This is a genomic window from Streptomyces sp. NBC_01707 (genome assembly GCF_041438805.1).
Taxonomy (GTDB): Bacteria; Actinomycetota; Actinomycetes; order Streptomycetales; family Streptomycetaceae; genus Streptomyces.
In genome coordinates this window covers 8,256,414-8,277,630 of sequence record NZ_CP109190.1, presented here as the reverse complement: position 1 = coordinate 8,277,630, position 21,217 = coordinate 8,256,414, and the positions used below count along the sequence as shown (strand labels likewise).

The 21,217-nt window shown below is 69.5% G+C and carries 19 protein-coding genes; 11 read left to right on the top strand and 8 right to left on the bottom strand.

Features of this window, described 5'->3' with window-relative positions; genetic code table 11:
* Positions 1–10 precede the first annotated feature (10 nt).
* The 3 genes from OG963_RS37120 to OG963_RS37110 all read right to left on the bottom strand — a co-directional run bounded on the left by OG963_RS37120 (position 11) and on the right by OG963_RS37110 (position 2,649).
* Complete coding sequence (locus OG963_RS37120) at positions 11–460, bottom strand: hypothetical protein (protein ID WP_371799870.1); 450 nt, start codon at positions 458–460, stop codon at positions 11–13.
* A 230-nt stretch (positions 461–690) separates the two neighbouring features.
* A complete protein-coding gene (locus OG963_RS37115) occupies positions 691–1,599 on the bottom strand; it encodes an endo-beta-N-acetylglucosaminidase H (RefSeq protein ID WP_371799869.1) in 909 nt (302 codons plus the stop codon).
* A gap of 663 nt (positions 1,600–2,262) precedes the next feature.
* On the bottom strand, positions 2,263–2,649 hold the full coding sequence (locus tag OG963_RS37110) for a hypothetical protein (RefSeq protein ID WP_371799868.1): 387 nt from the start codon (positions 2,647–2,649) through the stop codon (positions 2,263–2,265).
* Positions 2,650–3,272: 623 nt separating this feature from the next.
* Here OG963_RS37110 and OG963_RS37105 point away from each other — a divergent pair.
* On the top strand, positions 3,273–3,512 hold the full coding sequence (locus OG963_RS37105; RefSeq protein ID WP_319327572.1) for a hypothetical protein: 240 nt from the start codon (positions 3,273–3,275) through the stop codon (positions 3,510–3,512).
* 90 nt (positions 3,513–3,602) lie between these two features.
* On the opposite strand, the gene OG963_RS37100 is transcribed toward OG963_RS37105, so the two are convergent.
* The gene (locus tag OG963_RS37100) at positions 3,603–4,025 is read right to left on the bottom strand and encodes a YjbQ family protein (protein ID WP_319327538.1); all 423 of its coding nucleotides are present in this window, start codon (positions 4,023–4,025) and stop codon (positions 3,603–3,605) included.
* A 92-nt stretch (positions 4,026–4,117) separates the two neighbouring features.
* On the opposite strand from OG963_RS37100, the gene OG963_RS37095 reads away from it, so the two are divergent.
* From OG963_RS37095 to OG963_RS37070, 6 genes are all read left to right on the top strand, one after another.
* Positions 4,118–4,201, top strand: coding sequence for a putative leader peptide (locus OG963_RS37095; protein ID WP_311307964.1), 84 nt, complete (start codon positions 4,118–4,120; stop codon positions 4,199–4,201).
* Between the two features lie 208 nt (positions 4,202–4,409).
* Positions 4,410–5,294 carry an ABC transporter permease gene (locus tag OG963_RS37090; protein ID WP_176902335.1) on the top strand — a complete coding sequence of 295 codons (885 nt, stop codon included), beginning with the start codon at positions 4,410–4,412 and terminating at the stop codon, positions 5,292–5,294.
* Positions 5,267–6,022 carry an ABC transporter ATP-binding protein gene (locus tag OG963_RS37085; RefSeq protein ID WP_093777642.1) on the top strand — a complete coding sequence of 252 codons (756 nt, stop codon included), beginning with the start codon at positions 5,267–5,269 and terminating at the stop codon, positions 6,020–6,022. The genes OG963_RS37090 and OG963_RS37085 overlap by 28 nt, the downstream gene beginning before the upstream one ends.
* 61 nt (positions 6,023–6,083) lie before the next feature.
* Positions 6,084–7,112: an ABC transporter substrate-binding protein gene (locus OG963_RS37080; protein ID WP_362271491.1), complete on the top strand. Its 1,029-nt coding sequence runs from the start codon at positions 6,084–6,086 to the stop codon at positions 7,110–7,112.
* Entirely contained in the window at positions 7,109–8,317 is a 1,209-nt protein-coding gene (locus OG963_RS37075) for an LLM class flavin-dependent oxidoreductase (RefSeq protein ID WP_371799867.1), read from the top strand. The genes OG963_RS37080 and OG963_RS37075 overlap by 4 nt, the downstream gene beginning before the upstream one ends.
* Before the next feature lie 38 nt (positions 8,318–8,355).
* A complete protein-coding gene (locus tag OG963_RS37070) occupies positions 8,356–9,513 on the top strand; it encodes an NAD(P)-binding domain-containing protein (protein ID WP_362271489.1) in 1,158 nt (385 codons plus the stop codon).
* Positions 9,514–9,553: 40 nt separating this feature from the next.
* On the opposite strand, the gene mltG is transcribed toward OG963_RS37070, so the two are convergent.
* The 3 genes from mltG to OG963_RS37055 all read right to left on the bottom strand — a co-directional run bounded on the left by mltG (position 9,554) and on the right by OG963_RS37055 (position 12,769).
* Positions 9,554–10,408: an endolytic transglycosylase MltG gene (gene mltG / locus OG963_RS37065; RefSeq protein ID WP_093777636.1), complete on the bottom strand. Its 855-nt coding sequence runs from the start codon at positions 10,406–10,408 to the stop codon at positions 9,554–9,556.
* A 355-nt stretch (positions 10,409–10,763) separates the two neighbouring features.
* Positions 10,764–10,910, bottom strand: a complete 147-nt coding sequence (locus OG963_RS37060; protein WP_176902333.1) for a hypothetical protein — start codon at positions 10,908–10,910, stop codon at positions 10,764–10,766.
* A 53-nt stretch (positions 10,911–10,963) separates the two neighbouring features.
* Positions 10,964–12,769, bottom strand: coding sequence for an ABC transporter ATP-binding protein (locus tag OG963_RS37055; protein WP_093777634.1), 1,806 nt, complete (start codon positions 12,767–12,769; stop codon positions 10,964–10,966).
* Between the two features lie 117 nt (positions 12,770–12,886).
* On the opposite strand from OG963_RS37055, the gene OG963_RS37050 reads away from it, so the two are divergent.
* Positions 12,887–13,330, top strand: coding sequence for a MarR family winged helix-turn-helix transcriptional regulator (locus OG963_RS37050; protein ID WP_030922042.1), 444 nt, complete (start codon positions 12,887–12,889; stop codon positions 13,328–13,330).
* 304 nt (positions 13,331–13,634) lie between these two features.
* Positions 13,635–16,559, top strand: coding sequence for an FAD-binding and (Fe-S)-binding domain-containing protein (locus OG963_RS37045; protein ID WP_093777788.1), 2,925 nt, complete (start codon positions 13,635–13,637; stop codon positions 16,557–16,559).
* Between the two features lie 87 nt (positions 16,560–16,646).
* Here OG963_RS37045 and OG963_RS37040 read toward each other — a convergent pair whose 3' ends face one another.
* A complete protein-coding gene (locus OG963_RS37040) occupies positions 16,647–17,360 on the bottom strand; it encodes a hypothetical protein (protein WP_093777632.1) in 714 nt (237 codons plus the stop codon).
* Between the two features lie 222 nt (positions 17,361–17,582).
* On the opposite strand from OG963_RS37040, the gene OG963_RS37035 reads away from it, so the two are divergent.
* Positions 17,583–19,430, top strand: coding sequence for an ABC transporter ATP-binding protein (locus tag OG963_RS37035; RefSeq protein ID WP_093777630.1), 1,848 nt, complete (start codon positions 17,583–17,585; stop codon positions 19,428–19,430).
* Positions 19,427–21,208: an ABC transporter ATP-binding protein gene (locus OG963_RS37030; protein ID WP_319327523.1), complete on the top strand. Its 1,782-nt coding sequence runs from the start codon at positions 19,427–19,429 to the stop codon at positions 21,206–21,208. The genes OG963_RS37035 and OG963_RS37030 overlap by 4 nt, the downstream gene beginning before the upstream one ends.
* The last annotated feature ends 9 nt before the right edge of the window (positions 21,209–21,217 follow it).

The following is a 21,217-nucleotide window of genomic DNA, read 5'->3' as shown; positions in this document are numbered from 1 at the left end:
CGTACGCCGTTCACAGCCTGCTCGCGAGCTGCTCGGCGCCGACGGTGTCGAGGCCCTCCTGCCCGGCCACGGCGGACTTCGCGGCGGCGACGGCATGTCCGAACACGTCCCACGACGCGACCGTGTACGCCCACTGCTCCGGCGCCGCGACCTCCGCGAGGGCACGGCGGATCGGCGCCGTGTCGACCTCGCTGGCACCGTCGGGACCGATGCGCAGGTTGTCGGCGGCGTCGCTGATCGCCATGCCCTTCTGCTGGCGCTCGCCCAGGGCCGCGGGACCGCCGACCGGGGCGGGGAAGGAGACATCGACGGACGCCTTGTAGTTCTCCCAACGAAATTCGCCGACCATGGTGTTGGGGGTGTTCTTGTTCCAGGCGGCGGTGTCCTTCACGGACTGGTCCATGTACTGGTACAGCACTCCGTCGCCGCCCACCTCCCGTGCGCCGGTCTGGTCGACCATGTAGCGGGGCTGGTTCCCGCGCGAGGCGAGGTACGGCTGGAACGTCCTGCCGACCTTGGCCTTTCCCTCTTCGTACGCGAAGTCGTCCGCGTACAGGTAAGTGTCATGTGTGTCGCCGCGCGCGACCGCGCCCCCGACATCGTTGTCGACAGCGCGGCCTGCACGGGTCGCGGGCCTATGGGATGCGGCAGACCCCGAGGGTGCATCGTGTGCCGGGGCGTGTGGCCGCCTTACGGCGTGTAGACGGCGTCACTGCCGTACAGTTCCCTGGTGAACGCGGAGACGTCGGCACTGCGATCGGTGCCATCGAGGTTGTACGTCAGATAGACGCCGTATCCTTCGCTGACGGTGCGACGGGCGAGGTCGGCGGCCGTACTCTGCGAGGTCCGGCCGATCTCGACGGCTGCAGGCGACAGCTTCGACTTGGGCAGTGCGATGCCGGGGACCTGCCAGGTGCCGTAGTACGGGTTCCAGGCGTAGTCGAACTTGGAGGAGACGTCGACGCCGCCGTAGGACAGACGCGACGCAGCCGGGCCGATGTTGTAGAGACTGATGATCTTGTCCGGCATGTTCGCGCGCAATGCCGTCACCAGGTGCACGAACGAGCTGTCGTTGGGCTGGGCAGTGCCGTTGTTGCCGTACTCGGCGTATTCGTCGTCGAAGTCGATACCGTCGAGTCCGTACTTGACCACGGTGTCCGACATTTCTTTCGCGAACGCCGACGCCGCCTGCTGCGACGGAAAGTTGGCGAACCCTGCACCCTGGTGGTTGCCGAGCACCGAGAGGACGACCTTGATGCCCTTCTGCTGCAACGGCCGTATCTCCGTGGCGGCGTTGTCGAGGACGCGACGCACATTCTCGTTGAAGTACAGATATGCCGCCTTCGTGCTCGTGTCGTAGTTGATGTTCGCCGCGAAGATCACGGCGACATCAAAGGCATTGCCGCCGCCGTTGGCGAGCGTGTACTTGCCGGCGTTGAGCATGCTGTTGTTGTTCACCTCGATGTACGCCACCGAAGTTGGCCCCTGCTTCGCGGGGGCGGGGGCCGCTGCCGCGCCGGTCGTGCCGACGGCGAGGGCTGCGACGGCCGAGAGCGCGAGCGCGGCCGTCCGCACTCTGCTCCATACCAGAGTGAACATCGTTGATCGGGTCTCCCATCGCATGGTCGGCGTCCGACCTGTTCGGAAGCGCCGAGTGAGCCCTCCGAGTTTTCCGCTCCTGTGACCGAATCCCGAGATTCGTACGCGAACTCTTCACGACTCCCACGCGCGACTCACCACAACCCGGCGTCTGGACACGGGAGTTGATGCATGTGGATCAACGGTCGACATACTCCTGTGCGAGATCGGCGGACCCTCGGGAACCCAGACCTTGTCGCGAAGCAGGTCCAGCAGGCACTCAAAGACGTGTGGTCCAGCGCGCCGACAGCGGTGAGGCGTATCGAGCCGTCGGTGGCCAGCTGGTCCCAGGCGGCTTCCAGTTGCGGTCGTTCCAGGTGTGCCTGTTCGGCGTGGGGGCGGTGTGCGGATGCGCTCGTAGAACTCGTTCTTCGGATGGGCATGCCGCTTGAGGGGGGTCATGCGGTGGACGTCGGCCTCAACGGCGAGGGCAACGACAGTGAGGCCATCGGGGGCGCGCAGAGCTGGGACGTGCCAGTTCGCGGTGAGAAGCAAACGGGTGTCTCTGTCAGCGGGCGACTCCCCCAGCCCTTGCCGGCGCCGTCCTCGTCCGCGAGAAGGGCACGCCGTCAGCTCCGGAGTCCGCCGACGCCCCGGACAACGTCATCCCGTTCCGGCTACCCACTACTTGAGATCTTGCAGGGCCAGACAGGTTCTGACGTTGTCGAGAGGATGGCTGGTCAGGCCGGCAACTCCGAGTTCCTTGCGGCTCCGGTGGATGAACTCGCGGACGGTCAGCTCGCGCCGCCAAGGCGCGAGGGCCGCGTCGCACTCGCTGACGTAGTCCTTGGCCCGGGAGGACTGGACCCGGGCGAGGATGTCCACGCTGCGGTTGCCCAGCTCCAGGCCGCGATCCAGATCCTTGGCCTGGAGGTGGGCGGTTCCGACGATGGCGAGCCGCATGCCGACAGAGCGGGCGAACACTCCGGACAGCATTGCGGCGGCCTGCTGGTTCCAGGTCAGGGCCATCCTGGGGTTCTTCAGGTCGCGGAAGATCTCGGCAGCGTCCACCGAGAGGCGGGCGTGGTGACAGAAGTCGATCCACGCGGGTTCGTCGCCGCTGTTGCTTCGCTCGGCCGAGAAGGTCTTCGGAGGCTTTCAGGGCCCGGGAGGCAGCCCGGGGGTCGCTTTCGCGGGCGTGAGCGCGGGCTTCGATGAACTTGGTGAACGCCAGCACTCGGGGCACGGCCTGGCCCTTGGCCCGCTCGAAGGCGCCCTGGGCCATGTCCACGGTCTCCGAGGCGAAGCCTCGCATGAGGGACTGCATGGCCATGGTGGTGAGCACATAGCAGCCGAGCTGCATGTCGCCGCCGGCGCGGGCGAGGCGGAGGGCCTGGATGAAGTGCCGTTGACCCAGTTCGTGCTCGCCGACGTCGAATGCCGTCCATCCCGCGAGCCGGGACAGCTCGGCGGTCACCGAGAAGAGTTCACGGCCGATCTCGTCAAAGAAGCTACCTTGCAGCAGGGGACCGGCCCGGTGGTCGAGGCAGTCGGTGGCGGGGTTGGCCTTCCAGTTCCCGCCGCCGTATTCGGAGTCCCAGCGGCGGGCGTCGTCTGCGGCTTCACCCAGTTCGTCGAGGTCGGCCCGTCCGACCTGCCCGCCGCCGCAGTGGTCGGCGGTCTCGTCGGCGGGGGTGACAAGCCATCTCGTGACGGGGGTGGTGAAGGCAGAGGCGCCGAACGACCCCAGCGCCGCCGTCCAGAACGCCGACTTGCGACTGCACCTGACCGAGTGGCCGCAGTTCTCCCACATCGACCCGCGCCACTTCGCCGCCCGCGCCGGAACTCCGAGGGTCTTCGACGGCCGCGGCACCCTCGACACCGAGACCTGGCGCCAGGCGGGCTGGACCGTCCGCGCCCTCGGACGCCCCTGACGCATCCCCGCTTGCCAAAAGCGTCATTTTCACCGGCGCACTCGACTCGCAGGTTGGCTGTCGTCAAACTGGCGCCACGATGAGTATCGACTAACCGACGAAGCTCAGACGCACCTGACGGTCCGCATTATCGACGTTCGTGTCGACCAGGCACACCGACTGCCATGTCCCCAGTTCCAGCTGTCCGCCGATCACCGGCAATGTGGCGTGCGGTGCGATGAAGGCCGGCAGTACGTGGTCGCGGCCGTGGCCGGGGCTGCCGTGGCGGTGCTGGTAGCGGTCGTCCGCGGGCAGCAGCGCGTGAAGGGTGGCGAGGAGGTCGTCGTCGCTGCCCGCGCCGGTTTCCAGGATGGCGATTCCGGCGGTTGCGTGCGGCACGAAAATATTGAGGAGGCCGTCCCGGCCGACGGCGGCGCGGCTGAGGAACCGTTCGCAGTCGGCCGTCAGGTCGGTGACCGTCTCGGTGTCACCGGTCGTGAGGTGCAGAACGCTGGTGGTGAAGGCATCAGGCATGCCCCCATCTTCTCGCTCGTGGCGCAAGATGGTGCGTCCACGTGCCGAGACAGTATTGACCGGTTCCCAGGTGCGTCGCTACGTTCAGCGACATGTTCCGTTCAGCTCTGCTCACTTCGCGCGGTCACATCGACCTGCTGCGTGTGGCCTCTGCCGCGTGTTGTCGCGGTTGCTGACGTTCCTTCAGCACGTATTCCGCAGGTGAACAAGGGCCCATCCGGCCCGCACCTGGCTTGCGTACCTCTCTGTCGCCGTAGGCGCCTCGCCGTACACCATCTCACCCCGCCCCTTTCGTAGCTCCCGTGCCGTAGCGGGTCCGCCGTCGGGGTGTCGGGCTGTAGAGGCGTGCGTTCTCCTCTTCCGTGGACTGCTCGTGGAGCTTTCATGACCCTTGGCCATGCCCTCGCCCCGCCGGATATATCAGAGGAAATCAACAAATCCGGTACTTGTACGGCGGTCGAACTCGAGCCTGTCGTGCCGGAGTCCGCCCGTGGCTCACGGCTGCGGTCCGTACCCCGCCCGCTGCGACGAGCCATCGGCCCGGTGCTGCTTCTCGCGCTGTGGCAGGTGCTCAGCGCGACGGGCGTTCTGCATCCCGATGTGCTCGCGTCGCCCGGAACCATCGCCCGGGCCGGATCGGATCTGATCGCCGACGGGACCCTGCCGTCCGCGATGGGGATCTCGCTCCAGCGGGTCGCCGCGGGCCTGGTCCTCGGTGGTGTCGTCGGGACCGCGCTCGCCTTGGTGTCCGGGCTGTCCCGGCTCGGCGAGGATCTCGTCGACGCGACCGTGCAGATGCTGCGGACCGTTCCCTGGGTAGGGCTGATCCCGCTGTTCATCATCTGGCTGGGGATCGGCGAGGCCCCGAAGGTGGCGCTGATCGCGCTCGGCGTGGCCTTCCATCTCTACCTCAATGTGTACGCCGGTATCCGGGGCGTCGACGAGCAACTCATCGAAGCGGGCCAGTCGTTGGGGCTCGGGCGCTGGGGGCTCATCCGGCATGTGGTGCTGCCGGGTGCCCTCCCCGGGGCCATGACAGGGCTGCGCTATTCGCTCGCCACCGCTTGGCTGGCGCTGGTCTTCGGCGAGTCCGTCAACGCCGACGCCGGGATCGGCTTCCTGATGAACCAGGCCCGGGAGTTCTTCCGGACCGACGTCATCGTCGTCTGCCTGGTCGTCTACGCATTCCTCGGCCTCACCGCCGATGTCATCGTCCGGATACTCGAAAGGCTGCTGCTGCAATGGCGACCGACCTTCACGGGCCAGTGAGCGCCCGGTCCGACACCGCCGTTCGGGTGGAGGGACTGACCCGTTCCTTCGACGGGCGGGCCGTCGTCGACGGGCTCGATCTCACCCTGCGCGCCGGGGAGTTCACCGCGCTGCTGGGGCGCAGCGGCTGCGGGAAGTCGACTCTGCTGCGGGTACTGGCCGGGCTCGACCGCGACATCACGGGCACGGTGCTGGTGCCCAAGCGGCGGGCTGTCGCCTTCCAGGCGCCTCGGCTGATGCCGTGGAAGCGGGTCTGGCGCAATGTGCTGCTCGGGTTGCCGGACAAACCGGAAAGGGCGGTCGCCGAGCGGGCGTTGGAGGAGGTCGGGCTCGCTGAGCGGGCCGGCGCGTGGCCCAAGACGCTCTCAGGTGGCGAGGCGCAGCGGGCTTCGCTGGCGCGTGCCCTGGTGCGCGAACCCGATCTGCTGCTGCTCGACGAGCCGTTCGGTGCGCTCGACGCGCTCACCCGGATCAAGGCGCAGCAGCTGGTCGCCGAGCTCTGGCAGCGGCGCGGCTGCGCGGTGCTGCTCGTCACACATGACGTGGACGAGGCGCTGCTGCTGGCCGACCGTGCGCTGGTGATGCGGGACGGCGCCATCGCGTACGGGACACCCGTTGATCTGGACCGGCCGCGCACCGTGGGCAGTCCAGAGTTCGCCGCGCTGCGCTCCCGGCTGCTGACCGAACTGGGTGTCGCGGAGGACGCCTCTCCGGCCGAGGCCGCCTGACCGGCCGCCCCCTGCCCAGCACATCTTCCCCATGCGTTCGACCTTCGGAAAGAGGCATGTCATGAGACGCCGTACCCTGCCCGCTCTGCTTCTGCCGCTCACCCTGCTGCTCACCGCCTGCGGTGGTGCCTCGTCCGCTTCCACCACGGACAGCACCGACGGCCAGGGCGGCGTCACACTCGCCGTCGGTGACCAGAAGGGGGGTTACGAGGCGATCCTGCGGGCCTCGGGAGAGCTCGACCACCTCGACTACCGGATCAAATGGTCGACCTTCACCTCCGGGCCGCCACTTCTGGAGGCGGTGAACGCCAAGGCCGTGGACATCGGTGGTGTCGGCAACACACCGCCGGTCTTCGCGGCGGGTTCCGGATCCAAGATCGTGGTGGTGGGTGCCTCCCATGGCTCATCGGCGGGCGAGGCGATCGTGGTGCCGAAGGGCTCCGGCCTGAAGACGCCCGCGCAACTGAAGGGCAAGTCCATTGCGGTGGCCCAGGGAAGCTCGGCCCACTACCAACTCGTCGCCTCGCTGAAGAAGGCGGGGCTCAGCCTCTCGGACGTAAAGCTGAACTTCCTTCAGCCGGCCGACGCACTGGCCGCGTTCAGCCGGGGCAAGGTCGATGCCTGGGCCATCTGGGATCCGTACACCTCGCAGATCCTGCGCAGCGGGCAGGCGCGGGTGCTGAGCACGGGTGAGGGCATCGTCAACGGCCTGAGCTTCCAGGTCGCCTCTCCCGCGGCCCTGAAGGACACCAGGAAGTCCAAGGCGATCGGCGATCTGCTGGTCCGGCTGAAGCGGGCGCAGAGCTGGGTGTTCAAGCATCCGGAGACGTGGGCGAAGGTCTGGGCTAAGGAGACCGGGCTGCCGTACGACGTCGCGCTGGACGCCGTGAAGCGCAGTTACGGGACGCGGGTGCCCGTTGCCGTCGACCCGGCGGCGATCGCGTCCGAGCAGGCCATCGCCGACACCTTCGCCGATCTGAAACTCATTCCACGCAGGTTCGCCTTCAAGGACTACGTCGACACCCGGTTCAACCGCGATCTGCCCGCGTCCTCGGCAGCCCCCCGCTCGTACGGAAAGGCCACGTCATGAACGTCCATCTGCACTGGTTCCTCCCCACAGGCGGTGACGGCCGCACGCTCGTCGACCGCCACGCGTACACCGACGGCGGGATCAAGCGGGACCGGATCACTCCGGTGAGCGGGGTCCGGGCGCCCGATGTCGAGTATCTGGCACAGATCGCCAAGGCGGCCGAGCAGCTGGGCTTCGAGGCGGTACTGACGCCGACCGGCACCTGGTGCGAGGACGCCTGGCTGACGACGGTGGCGCTGGCGCAGCACACCGAGCGGCTGAAGTTCCTGGTGGCGTTCCGGCCAGGGGTGATCTCGCCGGTGCTCGCGGCGCAGATGGCAGCGACGTATCAGCGGATCACCCGGGGCCGGCTGCTGCTCAATGTGGTGACGGGCGGTGACTCGACCGAGCAGCGGCGGTTCGGTGACCATCTGGATCACGACCGGCGTTATGCGCGGACCGCCGAGTTCCTTTCGGTGGTCCGGGGTGTGTGGAGCGGGCAGCCGTACGACTTCGACGGTGAGCACTATCAGGTGGAGGGCGGGCTGACGGCGCTGCCGCCGGACCCGCTGCCGGAGATCTTCTTCGGCGGGTCGTCGTCGGCGGCCGGCCCCGTGGCCGCCGCACACGCCGATGTGTATCTGACCTGGGGCGAGCCGCCGGCGGATGTGAAGCAGAAGATCGACTGGATTCGCGGGCTCGCGGGGCAGCAGGGTCGCGATGTCCGGTTCGGGATCCGACTGCACACCATCTCGCGCGACTCGGCGAAGGAGGCGTGGGCGACGGCGGACCGACTGCTCGGCGATCTCGATCCGGCGACGATCGCCGCCGCGCAGCAGGCTCTGGGGCGGAGCGAGTCGGTGGGACAGCAGCGGATGCTGGCCCTGCACGGCGGCTCGCGCGACAAGCTGGAGATCTCGCCGAACCTGTGGGCGGGGGTCGGTCTGGTCCGGGGCGGTGCGGGCACGGCGCTGGTCGGCAGTCACGCGGATGTCGCCGACCGGATCGAGGAGTACCACGCGCTGGGGGTGGAGCACTTCGTGCTCTCCGGCTACCCGCATCTGGAGGAGGCGTACTGGTTCGGTGAGGGGGTCACGCCGGAGCTGGCGGCGCGCGGACTGCTGTCCACCGTTCCGACTTCGCCGCTGCTGGGGGTGCCTGCCGCGAACGGGCGCCCGGCGTCCGCGCCGGGCGGGGCACCGCTCCTGATCGCCGGGGGTCGCTGACCGGGAAGATCCCGGACCCCCGGGTAGTTGGTAGAAGCGTGAACAACTCTGGGGTCGGCGAAACACGCGAGGTGGATGTGGTCGTGATCGGCGCCGGACAGGCAGGTCTGTCCGGCGCCTATCATCTGCGGCGCGTCGGCCTGGAGCCGGACCGCGACTTCGTCGTGCTCGACCACGCACCCCGGCCGGGCGGCGCATGGCAGTTCCGGTGGCCGTCACTCACCTACGGCAAGGTGCACGGGATGCACGCGCTGCCAGGCATGGAACTGGCCGGCGCCGATGACAGCCGGGCCTCGTCCGAGGTGATCGGCGAGTACTTCGACGCCTACGAGCGCACCTTCGATCTGCGGGTTCACCGGCCCGTCGAGGTGAGCGCCGTGCGCGAGGGCGACGGCGGGCGGTTGTCGGTCGAGACCTCCGAGGGTACGTACGCCACCCGCGCCCTGATCAATGCCACGGGTACCTGGGACCGGCCGTTCTGGCCGCGCTACCCGGGCCAGGAGACCTTCCGGGGCCGCCAGCTGCACACCGCGAACTACCCGGGCCCGCAGGAGTTCGCCGGGCAGCGGGTGCTCGTGGTCGGCGGCGGGGCCTCCGGAACGCAGCATCTGATGGAGATCGCCGAGGTGGCGGCGGAGACCTTCTGGGTGACACGCCGGCCGCCGGTCTTCCGGGAGGGGCCGTTCGGCGAGGACCAGGGGCGGGCCGCCGTGGCCATGGTGGAGGAGCGCGTACGGCGGGGGCTGCCGCCGCAGAGTGTGGTGAGTGTGACCGGACTGCCGCTCACCGACGCCGTCCGGCGGGCCCGCGCGGAGGGGGTGCTCGACCGGCTGCCGATGTTCGACCGCATCACGCCGGCCGGGGTGACCTGGGACGACGGCCGGTCGGTGGAGGTCGATGTCATCCTCTGGGCGACCGGGTTCCGGGCCGCCATCGACCATCTCGCACCGTTGAGGCTGCGCGAGCCCGGCGGCGGTGTCCGGGTCGAGGGCACGCAGGCCGTACGGGACGCACGCATCCATCTCGTCGGGTACGGCCCCTCCGCGAGCACCATCGGGGCCAACCGGGCGGGGCGGGCGGCGGTGCACGCGATCACCCGTCTGCTCAAGGCCCCCGAGGACGGGACCGCTACAGGCAGGACAGCCGCGGACAGGGCTGTGGACCGTGGCGGAGAACGCGCCACCACGCCGGTGTGACACCGGCGCCCACGTGCCGCCGCGAGGATGCCGGACACCCTCAATTTCCGTTCGTCTCCAGCCGGTTGCGGTTGAATTCCTGGACGTTCCGCAGGTGCTCGGCATAGCTGTCGGTGAATCGGGTGTCCCCGGGGGCGACCGTCACGAAGTACAGCCATCGGCCCGGCGTCGGCGTGATCGCCGCTTCCATCGCCTGCTCCCCCGGATTACCGATGGGAGTGGGCGGCAGGCCCTTGTGCTCGTAGCTGTTGTACGCGCTGTCGATCTTGGTGTCGTCGGCGGTGGTGTCCAGAGTGCTGCGCCTCAACGCGTAGTTGAGCATGGAGTCCATCTGGAGCGGCATGCCACTGGCCAGCCGGTTGTAGATGACACGGGACACCTTGCCCATGTCGTCCGTGGTGCCCGCCTCGGCCTGCACGATGCTGGCGATCGTCACGGCCTGATAGACGGACAGATGATTGCGCCTGGCCCCGGCGGCGATGTGGTCCGCTCCGAATCGTTGCCGTGCCGTGTCGACCATGTAGGTCAGCAGGCTCGTCGGAGTGGTGCCGGAGGTGACGGGGTACGTCGCCGGGAACAGATAGCCCTCGGGGTTGCCCTTCACCTCGGGCGGGAGTGCGAGGTCCGCCTTGCCGGCGGCCTTCCTGGTCGTGCCCGGCGGCACATCGAGGGACCTGTCCACGGCCGCGTACACCTGGGAGGCCCGCCGGCCCTCGGGAATGACGAGGGTGCGTGGCGGCGGGCCGAACATCCCCTCCTTGGCCAGCAGCAGGAGGACGGCCGCCGCGATACCGAGGACAAGGACGAGGACGACGCCTGCGAGCAGCGCCGGACGCCCGCGCCAGGTAGGCCGGGTCCAGTGGTGGCGCCGGGTGTCCGGGGACTCGTTCACCATGCGGGCACGTTATCCGGGCACCGACGCCCCGGCGCGGACGACACGGCCCCCGCATGGCGCGACAGAACACACGAACAGGGGATCGGATGTTCGCTGGAACGCGTGATCGCATGGCCATTCGTAGCTCAACTCCTCTGCGGCACCCGATGATTACAGGGCGCAAACGACGGGCTGCAGACCGCGACTGCGCAGTCCCACATATGCACCATGTACGAGGAGAAACACCGAATGAACCTCATCACCAGCCTGCTCGCCGGCATCGTCCACTTCGTGGGTTGGCTCGTCTGACCATTGCTCCACCCGGCGCCGTCGCTCCCCGTCCCACGGGGGCGGCGGCGCCGTCGTGTGCCCGGCATCAGCCCTGGCGCCCCGGCCCTACGAAAGCGGGCAGCGCGGCGAAGTCGGATGCCACACCGACCGCTTCCGCGAGCGCGCCGAGGGTGCGGCGGACCCGGGTCAAAGGGTGGTCGGGGAACTCCGCGTCCGACCGCTCGTGGTCCACCGCATGGAGTACCGTCGCCGCACCGCTGCGCGGAGTGCGTCCGGAACTTCCGATCAGCTTGCTACAGGGGCGAGTTGGGTGTCCCGGCGGAGGAGCGCCGCATAGCGACCGTCCAGCTGGAGCAATTCCTCGTGGCTGCCGCGCTCGGCGGTCCGGCCGCCGTCCAGGACGACGATCTGGTCCGCGTCGCGCACGGTGGAGAGGCGGTGCGCGATCGTGATGGTGGTGCGCCCGGCGGACAAGGCGTCGATCGCCTCCTGCACGGCGAACTCGGTGCGGGTGTCGAGGGCACTGGTCGCCTCGTCGAGGACGAGGACGGGCGGGTCGCGCAGGATCGTGCGGGCGATGGCCAGGCGCTGTTTCTCGCCGCCCGAGAAGCGGTAGCCGCGCTCACCGACGAGGGTGTCGTAGCCGTCGGGCAGCGAGGCGATGTGGTCGTGGATCTGTGCCGCGCGGGCGGCTGCCTGGATCTCGGCGTCGGTCGCGTCCGGCTTGGCGAAGCGCAGGTTCTCGGCGACCGAGGCGTGGAAGAGGTATGTCTCCTGGGAGACCACGCCGACGGCGCGGGCGAGCGTGTCGAAGTCCAGATCGCGTACATCGACACCGTCGAGCGTGACACGGCCGCCGGTGACGTCGTAGAGCCGCGGCACCAGGTAGCTGAGCGTGGACTTGCCGGAGCCGGTGGGCCCGACGACGGCGAGGCTGCCGCCGGCCGGCACGGCGACATCGACACCGCTGAGGGTCGGTCCGCTCTTCTCGTCGTAGCTGAAGTCGACGTCCTCGAAGCGGATCTCGCCGCGGATCTTCTCCAGCCGGACGGGATTCTCGGGCTCGGTGATGTCCACCCTGAGGTCGAGGTACTCGAAGATCCGCTGGAAGAGCGCGAGGGATGTCTGCATCTGCACTCCGGTGGAGAGCAGGCTCACGGCGGGCCGGAAGAGGCCCTGCTGGAGCGAGACGAAGGCGACGAGCGTGCCGATGGAGACGGCGGGGCCGCCGGACCGCAGGGCGAGGCCCGCCGCCCAGTAGATGACGGCGGGCATGGCGGCCATGACGATGCCGATCGTCGACATCCGCCACCGACCGGCCATGCTGGAGCGCACTTCGAGGTCGACCAGGCGCTCGGACTCCTCGGCGAAACCCTTGGTGAGGGAGTCCGCCCGGCCCATGGTCCGGCCGAGCAGGATGCCGCTGACGGAGAGGGATTCGGTGACCGTCGCCGCCATGGCGGCCATCTGCTTCTGGCGCTGGGTGGTGATCTTCTTGCGCTCCCGGCCGACCCGGCGGCTGATCCAGACGAAGACCGGAAGCAGTGCCAGCGAGACCAGGGTGAGCCGCCAGTCGAGCGCAAGCATCGCGACGACGGTGGCGATGACCGCCGTGAGGTTGGAGACCAGCGACGTGGCGGTGGAGGTGACGGTCGCCTGCATGCCGCCGATGTCGTTGGCGATGCGGGACTGCACCTCGCCCGTGCGTGTCCTGGTGAAGAAGGCGAGGGGCATCCGCTGCAGCTGGGCGTAGACCGCTGTGCGCAGGTCGTGCATGACGCGCTGGCCGACCGTGGTCGAGATCAGCGTCTGCAGGACGCCGAAGACACTGTTCATCACGGCGGTGAGGATCATGCCGAGGGCGAGCAGCGACAGCAGTCCCGTACGCCCCTGGGGGATGGCGGTGTCGAGAATCTCGCGCAGCAGGAACGGCGAGGCCACCGAGACCAGTGACGAGGCGCCGACGAGCAGTCCGACCAGCGTGAGCCGGCCGCGGTACGGGTGGAAGAGGCGGAAGATCCGGCGCAGCTCGGCGGGCGGCTGCGTACCGTCCGTGGGCGGGGGCGTCCAGGTGGATTCGTCGGGTTTCATGGGCTCCTTCGACAGGCGTGACAGAGGGAGACGGCCGCGAGCAGCAGTCAAACTTTTGAGAGCATAGCTCATTGTTACCTATACTCACAATGAACGGAGTCCTGATATTGTTCCCGTATGGACTCCCCCGACTCCGACGGCCTGCTGGCCGAGCAGCTGCTGCGGCTGACCCGCCGGCTGCACCGCATCCAGAGCCGCCAGCTGGAGCCGATAGGCATCACCCCGGCCCAGTTCCGGCTGCTGCGCACGGTCGCCCACTACGACGGCCCGCCCCGGATGGCGGATCTGGCACAGCGCCTGGATGTCGTGCCGCGCGCCGTGACGAGCCTGGTCGACGCGCTGGAGGCGAGCGGCCGGGTGCGCCGCACCCCTGACCCGGACAGCCGCCGGGTGGTCCGGATCGAGCTCACCGACGAGGGCCGTGCCACGCTCCGGTCGCTCCGCGACGCGCGCCGGGCGGCCGCAGAGGAGATCCTGGCTCCATTGACGGCCGATCAGCGGGAGGTGCTGGGCGGACTGCTGTCCGCTCTCGTCGCCGGAATGCCGAAACGCCGCTGCTGAGGGCTGCCCCGTCACCCCTGGCGGGCGCACGACGACAGCTACGGCACCTCACCGCGTCGCCGGAACGCCCGCATACGCCCCTGTGCGGACGCCCCTCCGCCTAGCGATCCACCGCATCCGACGCCACGCGCCGATCCACCAGGGATCACGGGACAGCCCCTGGCCACACCGACGGCTGCGGGCCCGCCGATACCCGCGGGCCCGACCGGTCGTCGTGCCGATCATGAACCGGGCACGAGCCGTGCGGATCTCCGCTGGTAGAAAGGTGGGAGTACCGCACCGAACCGCCGAGGGGACCATCGTCATGCCGCTGCTGGAGCCGAAGCCCGAAGCCCTCCGTCCTGGTGCGGCGCGCTCCGCGTCCCACGATCGGGTCCTCGACAGCCGGGCGGCGGGTACACCCGAACCGCTGCGCGGCGAGCTGACCGCCCTGCTGGGGCCGGAGAAGGTGCTGTGGAAGGTCTCCGACCTGGTGAAGTACGCCTCCGATGCCAGCCCCTACCGGTTCGTCCCGCAGGTCGTCGTGGTCCCCGAGGACATCGACGACCTCTCGGCGATCCTGTCGTACGCGCACGGCAAGGGCCGCGAAGTCGTCTTCCGGGCCGCCGGCACCAGTCTGAACGGCCAGGCGCAGGGCGAGGACATCCTTGTCGACGTCCGCCACCACTGGACGGGCATCGAAGTCCTGGACGACGGCGCGCAGGCCCGTATCCGCCCCGGGACCACGGTCATGCGCGCCAATGCCACCCTCGCCCGGTACGGCAGGCTGCTGGGCCCCGACCCGGCCAGCGCCATCGCGTGCACGATCGGCGGGGTCGTCGCCAACAACGCCTCCGGAATGACCGCCGGCACCACCCGCAATTCGTACCGCACCGTCTCCTCGCTCACCTTCGTCCTGCCCAGCGGCACGGTCGTCGACACCGCCGATCCGGCGGCGGACGAGCTGCTGGCGCATGCCGAGCCTCGGCTGTGCGAGGAGCTGCTGGCCCTCAAGGCGGAGATCGAGGCGGATGCGGAGCTCACCGCCCGGATCCGCGCCAAGTACGAGATCAAGAACACCAACGGGTACCGGCTCGACGCCTTCCTGGACGGCTCGACGCCCGTACAGATCCTGCGCGGGCTGATGGTCGGCTCGGAGGGCACCTTCGGGTTCATCTCCGAGGTCGTCTTCGACACCCTGCCGCTGGACCGGAAGGTCTCCAGCGCGCTGCTCTTCTTCCCCTCGCTGACCGCCGCGGCGGCTGCCGTGCCCCGCTTCAACGAGGCGGGTGCGATCGCCGTCGAGCTGATGGACGGCAATACGCTGCGCGCTTCGGTGAGCGTCCAGGGCGTACCGGCCGACTGGGCCGAGCTGCCCAAGGAGACCGCGGCGCTGCTGGTGGAGTTCCGGGCTCCGGACGAGCCGGGGCAGGAGGCGTACGAGCGTGCGGCGGCCGCGGCGGTCAAGGGGCTGGATCTTGTCGCGCCGGTGGCCTCGGTGACCAACGAGTTCACCCGCGAGACCAAGGCCATCTCCGGTTACTGGAAGGCCCGCAAAGCCTTCGTCACCGCAGTCGGCGGCTCCCGCCCGTCGGGTACGACGCTGATCACGGAGGACTTCGCGGTCCCGCCGTCGCAGCTCGCCGACGCCTGCGAATCCCTTCTCCGGCTCCAGGCGGAGCACGGCTTCGACGCCGCCGTCGCGGGTCACGCCGCACACGGCAATCTGCACTTCCTGCTCGCCTTCGACGCGGCGAAGCCGTCCGACGTCGACCGGTACGCCGCGTTCATGGACGACTTCTGCCGACTGACGGTGGAGCGCTTCGACGGCTCGCTCAAGGCGGAGCACGCCACCGGCCGCAACATCGCTCCGTTCCTGGAGCTGGAGTGGGGCCCCAAGGCGACCGAGCTGATGTGGCGCACGAAGCAGGTCATCGACCCCGACGGGGTGCTGGCGCCCCGGATCGTCCTCGACCGCGACCCGAAGGCCCATCTGCGCGGGCTGAAGACCATCCCCGAGGTCGAGCTGATCGCCGACCCGTGCATCGAGTGCGGCTTCTGCGAACCGACCTGTCCCAGCGAGGACTTGACCACCACTCCGCGCCAGCGGATCGTGCTGCGGCGGGAGATGATGCGGCAGCCGAACGGTTCGCCGGTGGAGACCGAACTGCTCGACGCGTACGGCTACGACGCCGTCGACACCTGCGCGGGTGACTCCACCTGCAAACTCGCCTGCCCGGTCGGCATCGACACCGGGGCCATGATGAAGGACTTCCGCCACCAGCGGCACTCGCCGCGCGAGGAACGGATCGCCGCGCTCACGGCGAAGAACTTCAAGGCGGTGGAGGCCTCGGCGCGGCTGGCGGTCGCCGCGGCGGACAGGATCGGCGACCGGCTGCTGGAGACCGTCACCGGGCTCGCCCGCAAGGCCGTACGCCCCGATCTGGTGCCCGAGTGGCTGCCGGAGATCCCTGGCGCGGCCGCTCGCAAACTGCCGCGCACCTCGCGGGTCGGAGCCAGCGCCGTCTACTATCCGGCCTGTGTGAACCGGATCTTCGGCGGCCCCGACGGCCACCGCGGCCCTTCGCTGCCGCAGGCCGTCGTCGCCGTCTCGGCCCGTGCCGGAAAGCCGGTCTGGATCCCGGAGGATGTCGCGGGAACCTGCTGCGCGACGATCTGGCACTCGAAGGGGTACGACGAGGGCAATGTGGTGATGGCCAACCGCATCGTCGAGGCCGCCTGGGGCTGGACGGCGGGCGGCCGGCTTCCGCTGGTCGTCGACGCCTCGTCGTGCACGCTGGGTATCGCCCATGAGGTGGTGCCGTACCTCACCGACGAAAACCGGGAGTTGCACCGGGAGCTGAGCATCGTCGACTCCCTCGTCTGGGCGGCCGACGAGCTGCTGCCGGAGCTGACGATCCTGCGCAAGACCGGCTCGGCGGTCCTGCACCCGACATGTTCGATGCAACACCTGGGTGACGTGGATCAGTTGCGTGCGGTCGCCGAGGCGTGCGCGGAGGAGGTCGTCGTCCCGGACGACGCCGGGTGCTGCGCGTTCGCGGGAGACCGCGGGATGCTGCACAAGGAGCTGACGGCGTCGGCGACGGCGAAGGAGGCCGCCGAGGTGAACTCCCGCGAGTACGACGCGTATCTGTCCGCCAACCGGATGTGCGAGATCGGCATGGACCGGGCCACGGGGCGCGAGTACCACTCGGTCCTGATGGAACTGGAGCGGGCGACCCGTCCCTGATGCCTTCCCCGCACGATCGCGTACCTGCCCACGCCCGCGGCGATCAGCTCCCTCTCGTAGAGGCGGCCGGACGAGAGGGTGGCGTGGTCAGGCCGCCCGGAGCGTCGCCTTGTCGCCCATCACCACGACCGGGTGCTGCTTCGGGTCGAGGGTGCGCAGCAGCAGTTGCATGGCCGATTTGGGCAGGCTCACACAGGCCGACGTACCGCTGCCGTGGTCCATGTGCAGCCAGATGCTGCCACCCTTCGACTGTCCCAGCGGGCGCGTGGGGTCGTTGGGCGCAGTGCCCTTGACGCGGTTGTAGTCGATGGCGATGACGTAATCGAAGTCGTGCCAGTACGGCTTCGACCAGTAGCGCGGTGCCTGGATCGACGCCGACTGCGTGTACGGGAGGAGGGCACCCGGGTCGGCCAGCGCACCGCCCGCGTCGGTGAGCGTGAACACCCCGACCGGACTGCGCTTGTCGTCCTCGTGATGGTCGGTGGTCCAGCCCTTCCTGCCGTTGTGGGCCTTCCAGCTGCCGGTGGTGTCCCAGGTGGCGCCGTGCTTGGTGTACAGCACGACGGTGGAGTCGGCCGAGTTCTTGCCCACGCCGTAGACCGCGACGACCTGCCGCGAGTTCTTGGGTATCTGCGCGTACAGCCGGTCGCCCACGTCGGGAATGCGCTTCAGATCGGCGGTCGGCGCCTTCCGGTTCGTTGCGCCACCGGATTTCGTGTCGTCCTGCTGTCCCTGGGGCGAGCTGCCGCACGCTGTCAGGGGAGTGAGCATGAGACCGCAGGCCGCTGCCGCGACAGCCATTCGTACCGGACCGCTTATTCGCATCCGCCCATATTCGCACCACGGCCGAGCGGCCGGGCTCACGGCCTGTGACCCGCCTCGAATACGAGCCGAATCTTTACCGTCGAGCGAAAAACCGTTTGCCTCGGACCGCGGCAGGACGCGAACCTTGCACGGTTTGGTCCCCCCACCCGTTCCTCGAGGTCTTCGACAGATCTCCGCCCTTCCGAACCATGGGACGTCATGCAGATTCGCGATCTTCCGTATTCAGATCCTGGCGATCCTGATGTCCGGTCAGGCCCACGCTTCCTGCTCTGGCTCGGCCGCAACCAGATCCGTGGCCAGCTCAAGTCCATGTCCTGGGGTCTGCTGCACCAGTGCTCCATCGCCGGGCTGCCGCTGGCCGTCGGCTTCGCCGTGCAGGCGGTGGTCGACCGTTCAGGCGGCCGGCTTGCGCTTGCGGGCGGGCTCATCGCGGTCCTCGGTGTGCTGATCGCGGTCGGCGACACCATGCTCCACCGGACCGCCGTCACCAACTGGATCACTGCCGCCGCCCGCGTGCAGCAGCTACTGGCCCGCAAGACGGCGGAGCTCGGCGCCGCGCTGACCCGCCGGGTCGCCGCGGGCGAGGTCGTCGCAGTGTCCACCGGCGACGTCGAGAAGATCGGCTGGTTCGTCGAGGCGCTCTCGCGTTTCGCCGCCGCGGCCGCCGCTCTCGTACTGATCTGCGTCGGGCTCGTCCTCTATCTGCCGTCACTGGGCATCCTGGTGGTGCTCGCCATGCCGCTCCTGGCGCTGGCGGTGCTGCCGCTGCTCCCCCGCGCCACCCGGCGCGCCGACCTCCAGCGCGAGAAGGCCGGCAAGGCCACCGAGCTGGCGTCGGACACCGTCGCCGGCCTGCGGGTGCTGCGCGGTATCGGTGGCGAGGAGCTGTTTCTCGGCCGCTACCGGAGCGCCTCGCAGGAGGTCCGCAAGGCCGCGGTGCGCAGCGCGCAGATGTGGTCGCTGATCTCGGCGATCCAGGTGCTGCTGCCGGGCGTGCTGCTGATCTCGCTGGTCGTGTACGGAGCGACGCTGGCCCACGACGGCCGGATCGAGGTCGGTCAGCTGGTCACGGTGTACAGCGCGGCGACACTGATGCTCTTCCCGCTGCGGCACTTCGAGGAGATCGCGATGGCGTACTCCTTCTCGCGGCCGTCCGCGCAGCGGGCCGTCCGGGTGCTTTCGCTGCACCGCACCGCCGAGCCTTCGACCGTCGACGCGGTACCGGCCGGTGACCTGTACGACCCGGTCACCGGGCTGATGGCACCGTCGGGCCTGTTCACCGCCGTGGTCTGCGGCGATCCGGACGAGGCGGGCCGGCTCGCCGAGCGGCTCGGCGGACACGCCGAGGTGGGCGCGGAGCCGGACACGGCGGACGACGCCCCCCAGGGCCCGCCGGACAGGACCCCGTCCGTCCTGCTCGGTGGCGTGCCGCTGGACGAGCTTCCGCTGGCGGCCGCCCGGACCGCGGTGCTGGTCCAGGACAAGGACCCGGTGCTGCTCTCCGGGACACTGCGGGAGCTGCTCGACGTGCCGTCGTCCGGTCTGGTGACCGCCGAGGACGCGCTGTCGGCCGCCCAGTGCGGTGATGTGCTGGACGCGCTGGCGCAGGCCTCCGTGGCCACCGACGGCGACCCGATGACCACCAGGATCACCGAGCGGGGCCGGTCGCTCTCCGGCGGGCAGCGCCAGCGGCTCGCGCTGGCCCGTTCACTGGTCACCGACCCTGAGGCGCTGGTTCTGGACGAGCCGACGTCCGCCGTCGACTCGCACACCGAGGCCCGGGTCGCCGCGGGGATCAAGGAGCTGCGCACCGGTCGTACGACGGTCGCTTTCGCTTCGTCGCCCCTGCTGCTCGACCTCGCGGACCGGGTGGTGCTGGTGCACGACGGCACCGTCGTGGCGGTCGGTGCGCACCGCGAGCTGCTGCAGACCGAACCGCGGTACCGGGCGGTCGTCACCCGTGAGACCGAGGACGAGATGGCCCTGACCGCACTGGACAAGATCGACGAGATCGGATCGATCGAGGAAATCGAGGAGAGGGCATGATCGGCGTCGCACAACCGGCGTACGACCCGGCCGCCCCGGAGTCGGCCACGACCCTGCCGGTCGGCACCCCGGCCACCGTACGGGCCTATGTACAGGAGCTGATGCGGCGCCACCGCAAGCCGTTCGCCGTGCTCATCTCGGTCAACGCGGTCGCGGTGATCGCCTCGATCGTCGGGCCGTATCTGCTGGGCGGGCTGGTCGAGGACCTGTCGACCGGGGTCGCCGACCTGCATCTGGAGCGCACCGCCGCGGTGTTCGCGTTCGCGCTGGTGGTGCAGACCGTGTTCACACGGATGATGCGGCTGCGCAGCGCGATGCTCGGCGAGGAGATGCTGGCCGATCTGCGCGAGGACTTCCTCGTCCGTTCGGTCGGACTGCCGCCGGGGGTGCTGGAGCGGGCCGGGACCGGTGATCTGCTGTCCCGGATCACCACGGACATCGACCGGCTGGCCAACGCGATGCGTGAGGCCGTGCCGCAGCTGGCGATCGGTGTGGTGTGGGCGGGGCTGCTGCTCGGTGCGCTCACCGTGACCGCTCCCCCGCTGGCTCTCTCCGTGCTGATCGCCCTGCCGGTGCTGATCCTCGGCTGCCGCTGGTACTTTCGCCGGGCACCGTCCGCGTACCGCTCGGAGGCCGCCGGATACGCCGCGGTCGCGGCGATGCTCGCGGAGACCGTGGACGCGGGGCGGACGGTGGAGGCGCACCGGCTCGGCGCACGCCGGGTGGCGCTGTCGGACCGGCGGATCAAGGAGTGGACGGCGTGGGAGCGGTACACGCTGTTCCTGCGTTCGGTGCTGTTCCCGGTCATCAACGCCACGTACGTGACGATCCTCGGCGCGGTCCTGATGCTCGGCGGCTGGTTCGTCATCGAGGGGTGGCTCACCGTCGGACAGCTGACGACCGGTGCGCTGCTCGCGCAGATGATGGTCGACCCGATCGGTCTGATCCTGCGCTGGTACGACGAGTTGCAGGTCGCGCAGGTGTCGCTGGCCCGGCTGGTCGGCGTACGGGACATCGAGCCGGACGCGGGCGAGACCGAGGTCGTGCCGGACGGCCGGGACGTCCGGGCAGGTGATGTGCACTTCGGCTACCGCGACGGGGTCGACGTCCTGCACAAGGTCTCGCTGGACGTCGCCCCGGGCACGCGCCTGGCGCTGGTCGGCCCCTCCGGTGCGGGCAAGTCCACGCTCGGCCGGCTGCTGGCCGGGATCTACGCCCCACGGACCGGTGAAGTCACGCTTGGTGGTGCGGAGTTGTCCCGGATGACGGCGGAGCGGGTACGTACGCATGTGGCGCTGGTCAACCAGGAACACCATGTGTTCGTCGGTTCGCTGCGCGACAATCTGCTGCTGGCCCGTACGGGTGCCGAGGACGCCGAGCTGTGGGCGTCGCTCGCCGCGGTCGACGCGGACGGATGGGCGAAGGCACTGGACGAGGGGCTGGACACCGAGGTCGGTTCGGGCGGTCTCTCACTGACCCCGGCGCAGGCGCAGCAGATCGCGTTGGCCCGGCTGGTGCTGGCCGATCCGCACACGCTGGTGCTGGACGAGGCGACCTCGCTGCTGGACCCGCGGGCGGCCCGGCATCTGGAACGCTCGCTGGCACGGGTGCTGGACGGCCGTACGGTCGTGGCGATCGCGCACCGGCTGCACACCGCGCACGACGCGGATGTGATCGCGGTGGTCGAGAGCGGCCGGATCAGCGAACTGGGCAGCCATGACGAGTTGGTGGCGGCGGAGGGTGCCTATGCGGCGCTGTGGCGGTCCTGGCACGGCTGACCGGAGCAG

Bases quoted from the DNA above. Each gene is read 5' to 3' on its own strand.
- OG963_RS37120 (WP_371799870.1), bottom strand. From the start codon at position 460: ATGGTCGACCAGACCGGCGCACGGGAGGTGGGCGGCGACGGAGTGCTG.
- OG963_RS37115 (WP_371799869.1), bottom strand. From the start codon at position 1,599: ATGTTCACTCTGGTATGGAGCAGAGTGCGGACGGCCGCGCTCGCGCTC.
- OG963_RS37100 (WP_319327538.1), bottom strand. From the start codon at position 4,025: ATGCCTGATGCCTTCACCACCAGCGTTCTGCACCTCACGACCGGTGAC.
- OG963_RS37095 (WP_311307964.1), top strand. From the start codon at position 4,118: ATGTTCCGTTCAGCTCTGCTCACTTCGCGCGGTCACATCGACCTGCTG.
- OG963_RS37090 (WP_176902335.1), top strand. From the start codon at position 4,410: ATGACCCTTGGCCATGCCCTCGCCCCGCCGGATATATCAGAGGAAATC.
- OG963_RS37085 (WP_093777642.1), top strand. From the start codon at position 5,267: ATGGCGACCGACCTTCACGGGCCAGTGAGCGCCCGGTCCGACACCGCC.
- OG963_RS37080 (WP_362271491.1), top strand. From the start codon at position 6,084: ATGAGACGCCGTACCCTGCCCGCTCTGCTTCTGCCGCTCACCCTGCTG.
- OG963_RS37075 (WP_371799867.1), top strand. From the start codon at position 7,109: ATGAACGTCCATCTGCACTGGTTCCTCCCCACAGGCGGTGACGGCCGC.
- mltG (WP_093777636.1), bottom strand. From the start codon at position 10,408: ATGGTGAACGAGTCCCCGGACACCCGGCGCCACCACTGGACCCGGCCT.
- OG963_RS37055 (WP_093777634.1), bottom strand. From the start codon at position 12,769: ATGAAACCCGACGAATCCACCTGGACGCCCCCGCCCACGGACGGTACG.
- OG963_RS37050 (WP_030922042.1), top strand. From the start codon at position 12,887: ATGGACTCCCCCGACTCCGACGGCCTGCTGGCCGAGCAGCTGCTGCGG.
- OG963_RS37045 (WP_093777788.1), top strand. From the start codon at position 13,635: ATGCCGCTGCTGGAGCCGAAGCCCGAAGCCCTCCGTCCTGGTGCGGCG.
- OG963_RS37040 (WP_093777632.1), bottom strand. From the start codon at position 17,360: ATGGCTGTCGCGGCAGCGGCCTGCGGTCTCATGCTCACTCCCCTGACA.
- OG963_RS37035 (WP_093777630.1), top strand. From the start codon at position 17,583: ATGCAGATTCGCGATCTTCCGTATTCAGATCCTGGCGATCCTGATGTC.
- OG963_RS37030 (WP_319327523.1), top strand. From the start codon at position 19,427: ATGATCGGCGTCGCACAACCGGCGTACGACCCGGCCGCCCCGGAGTCG.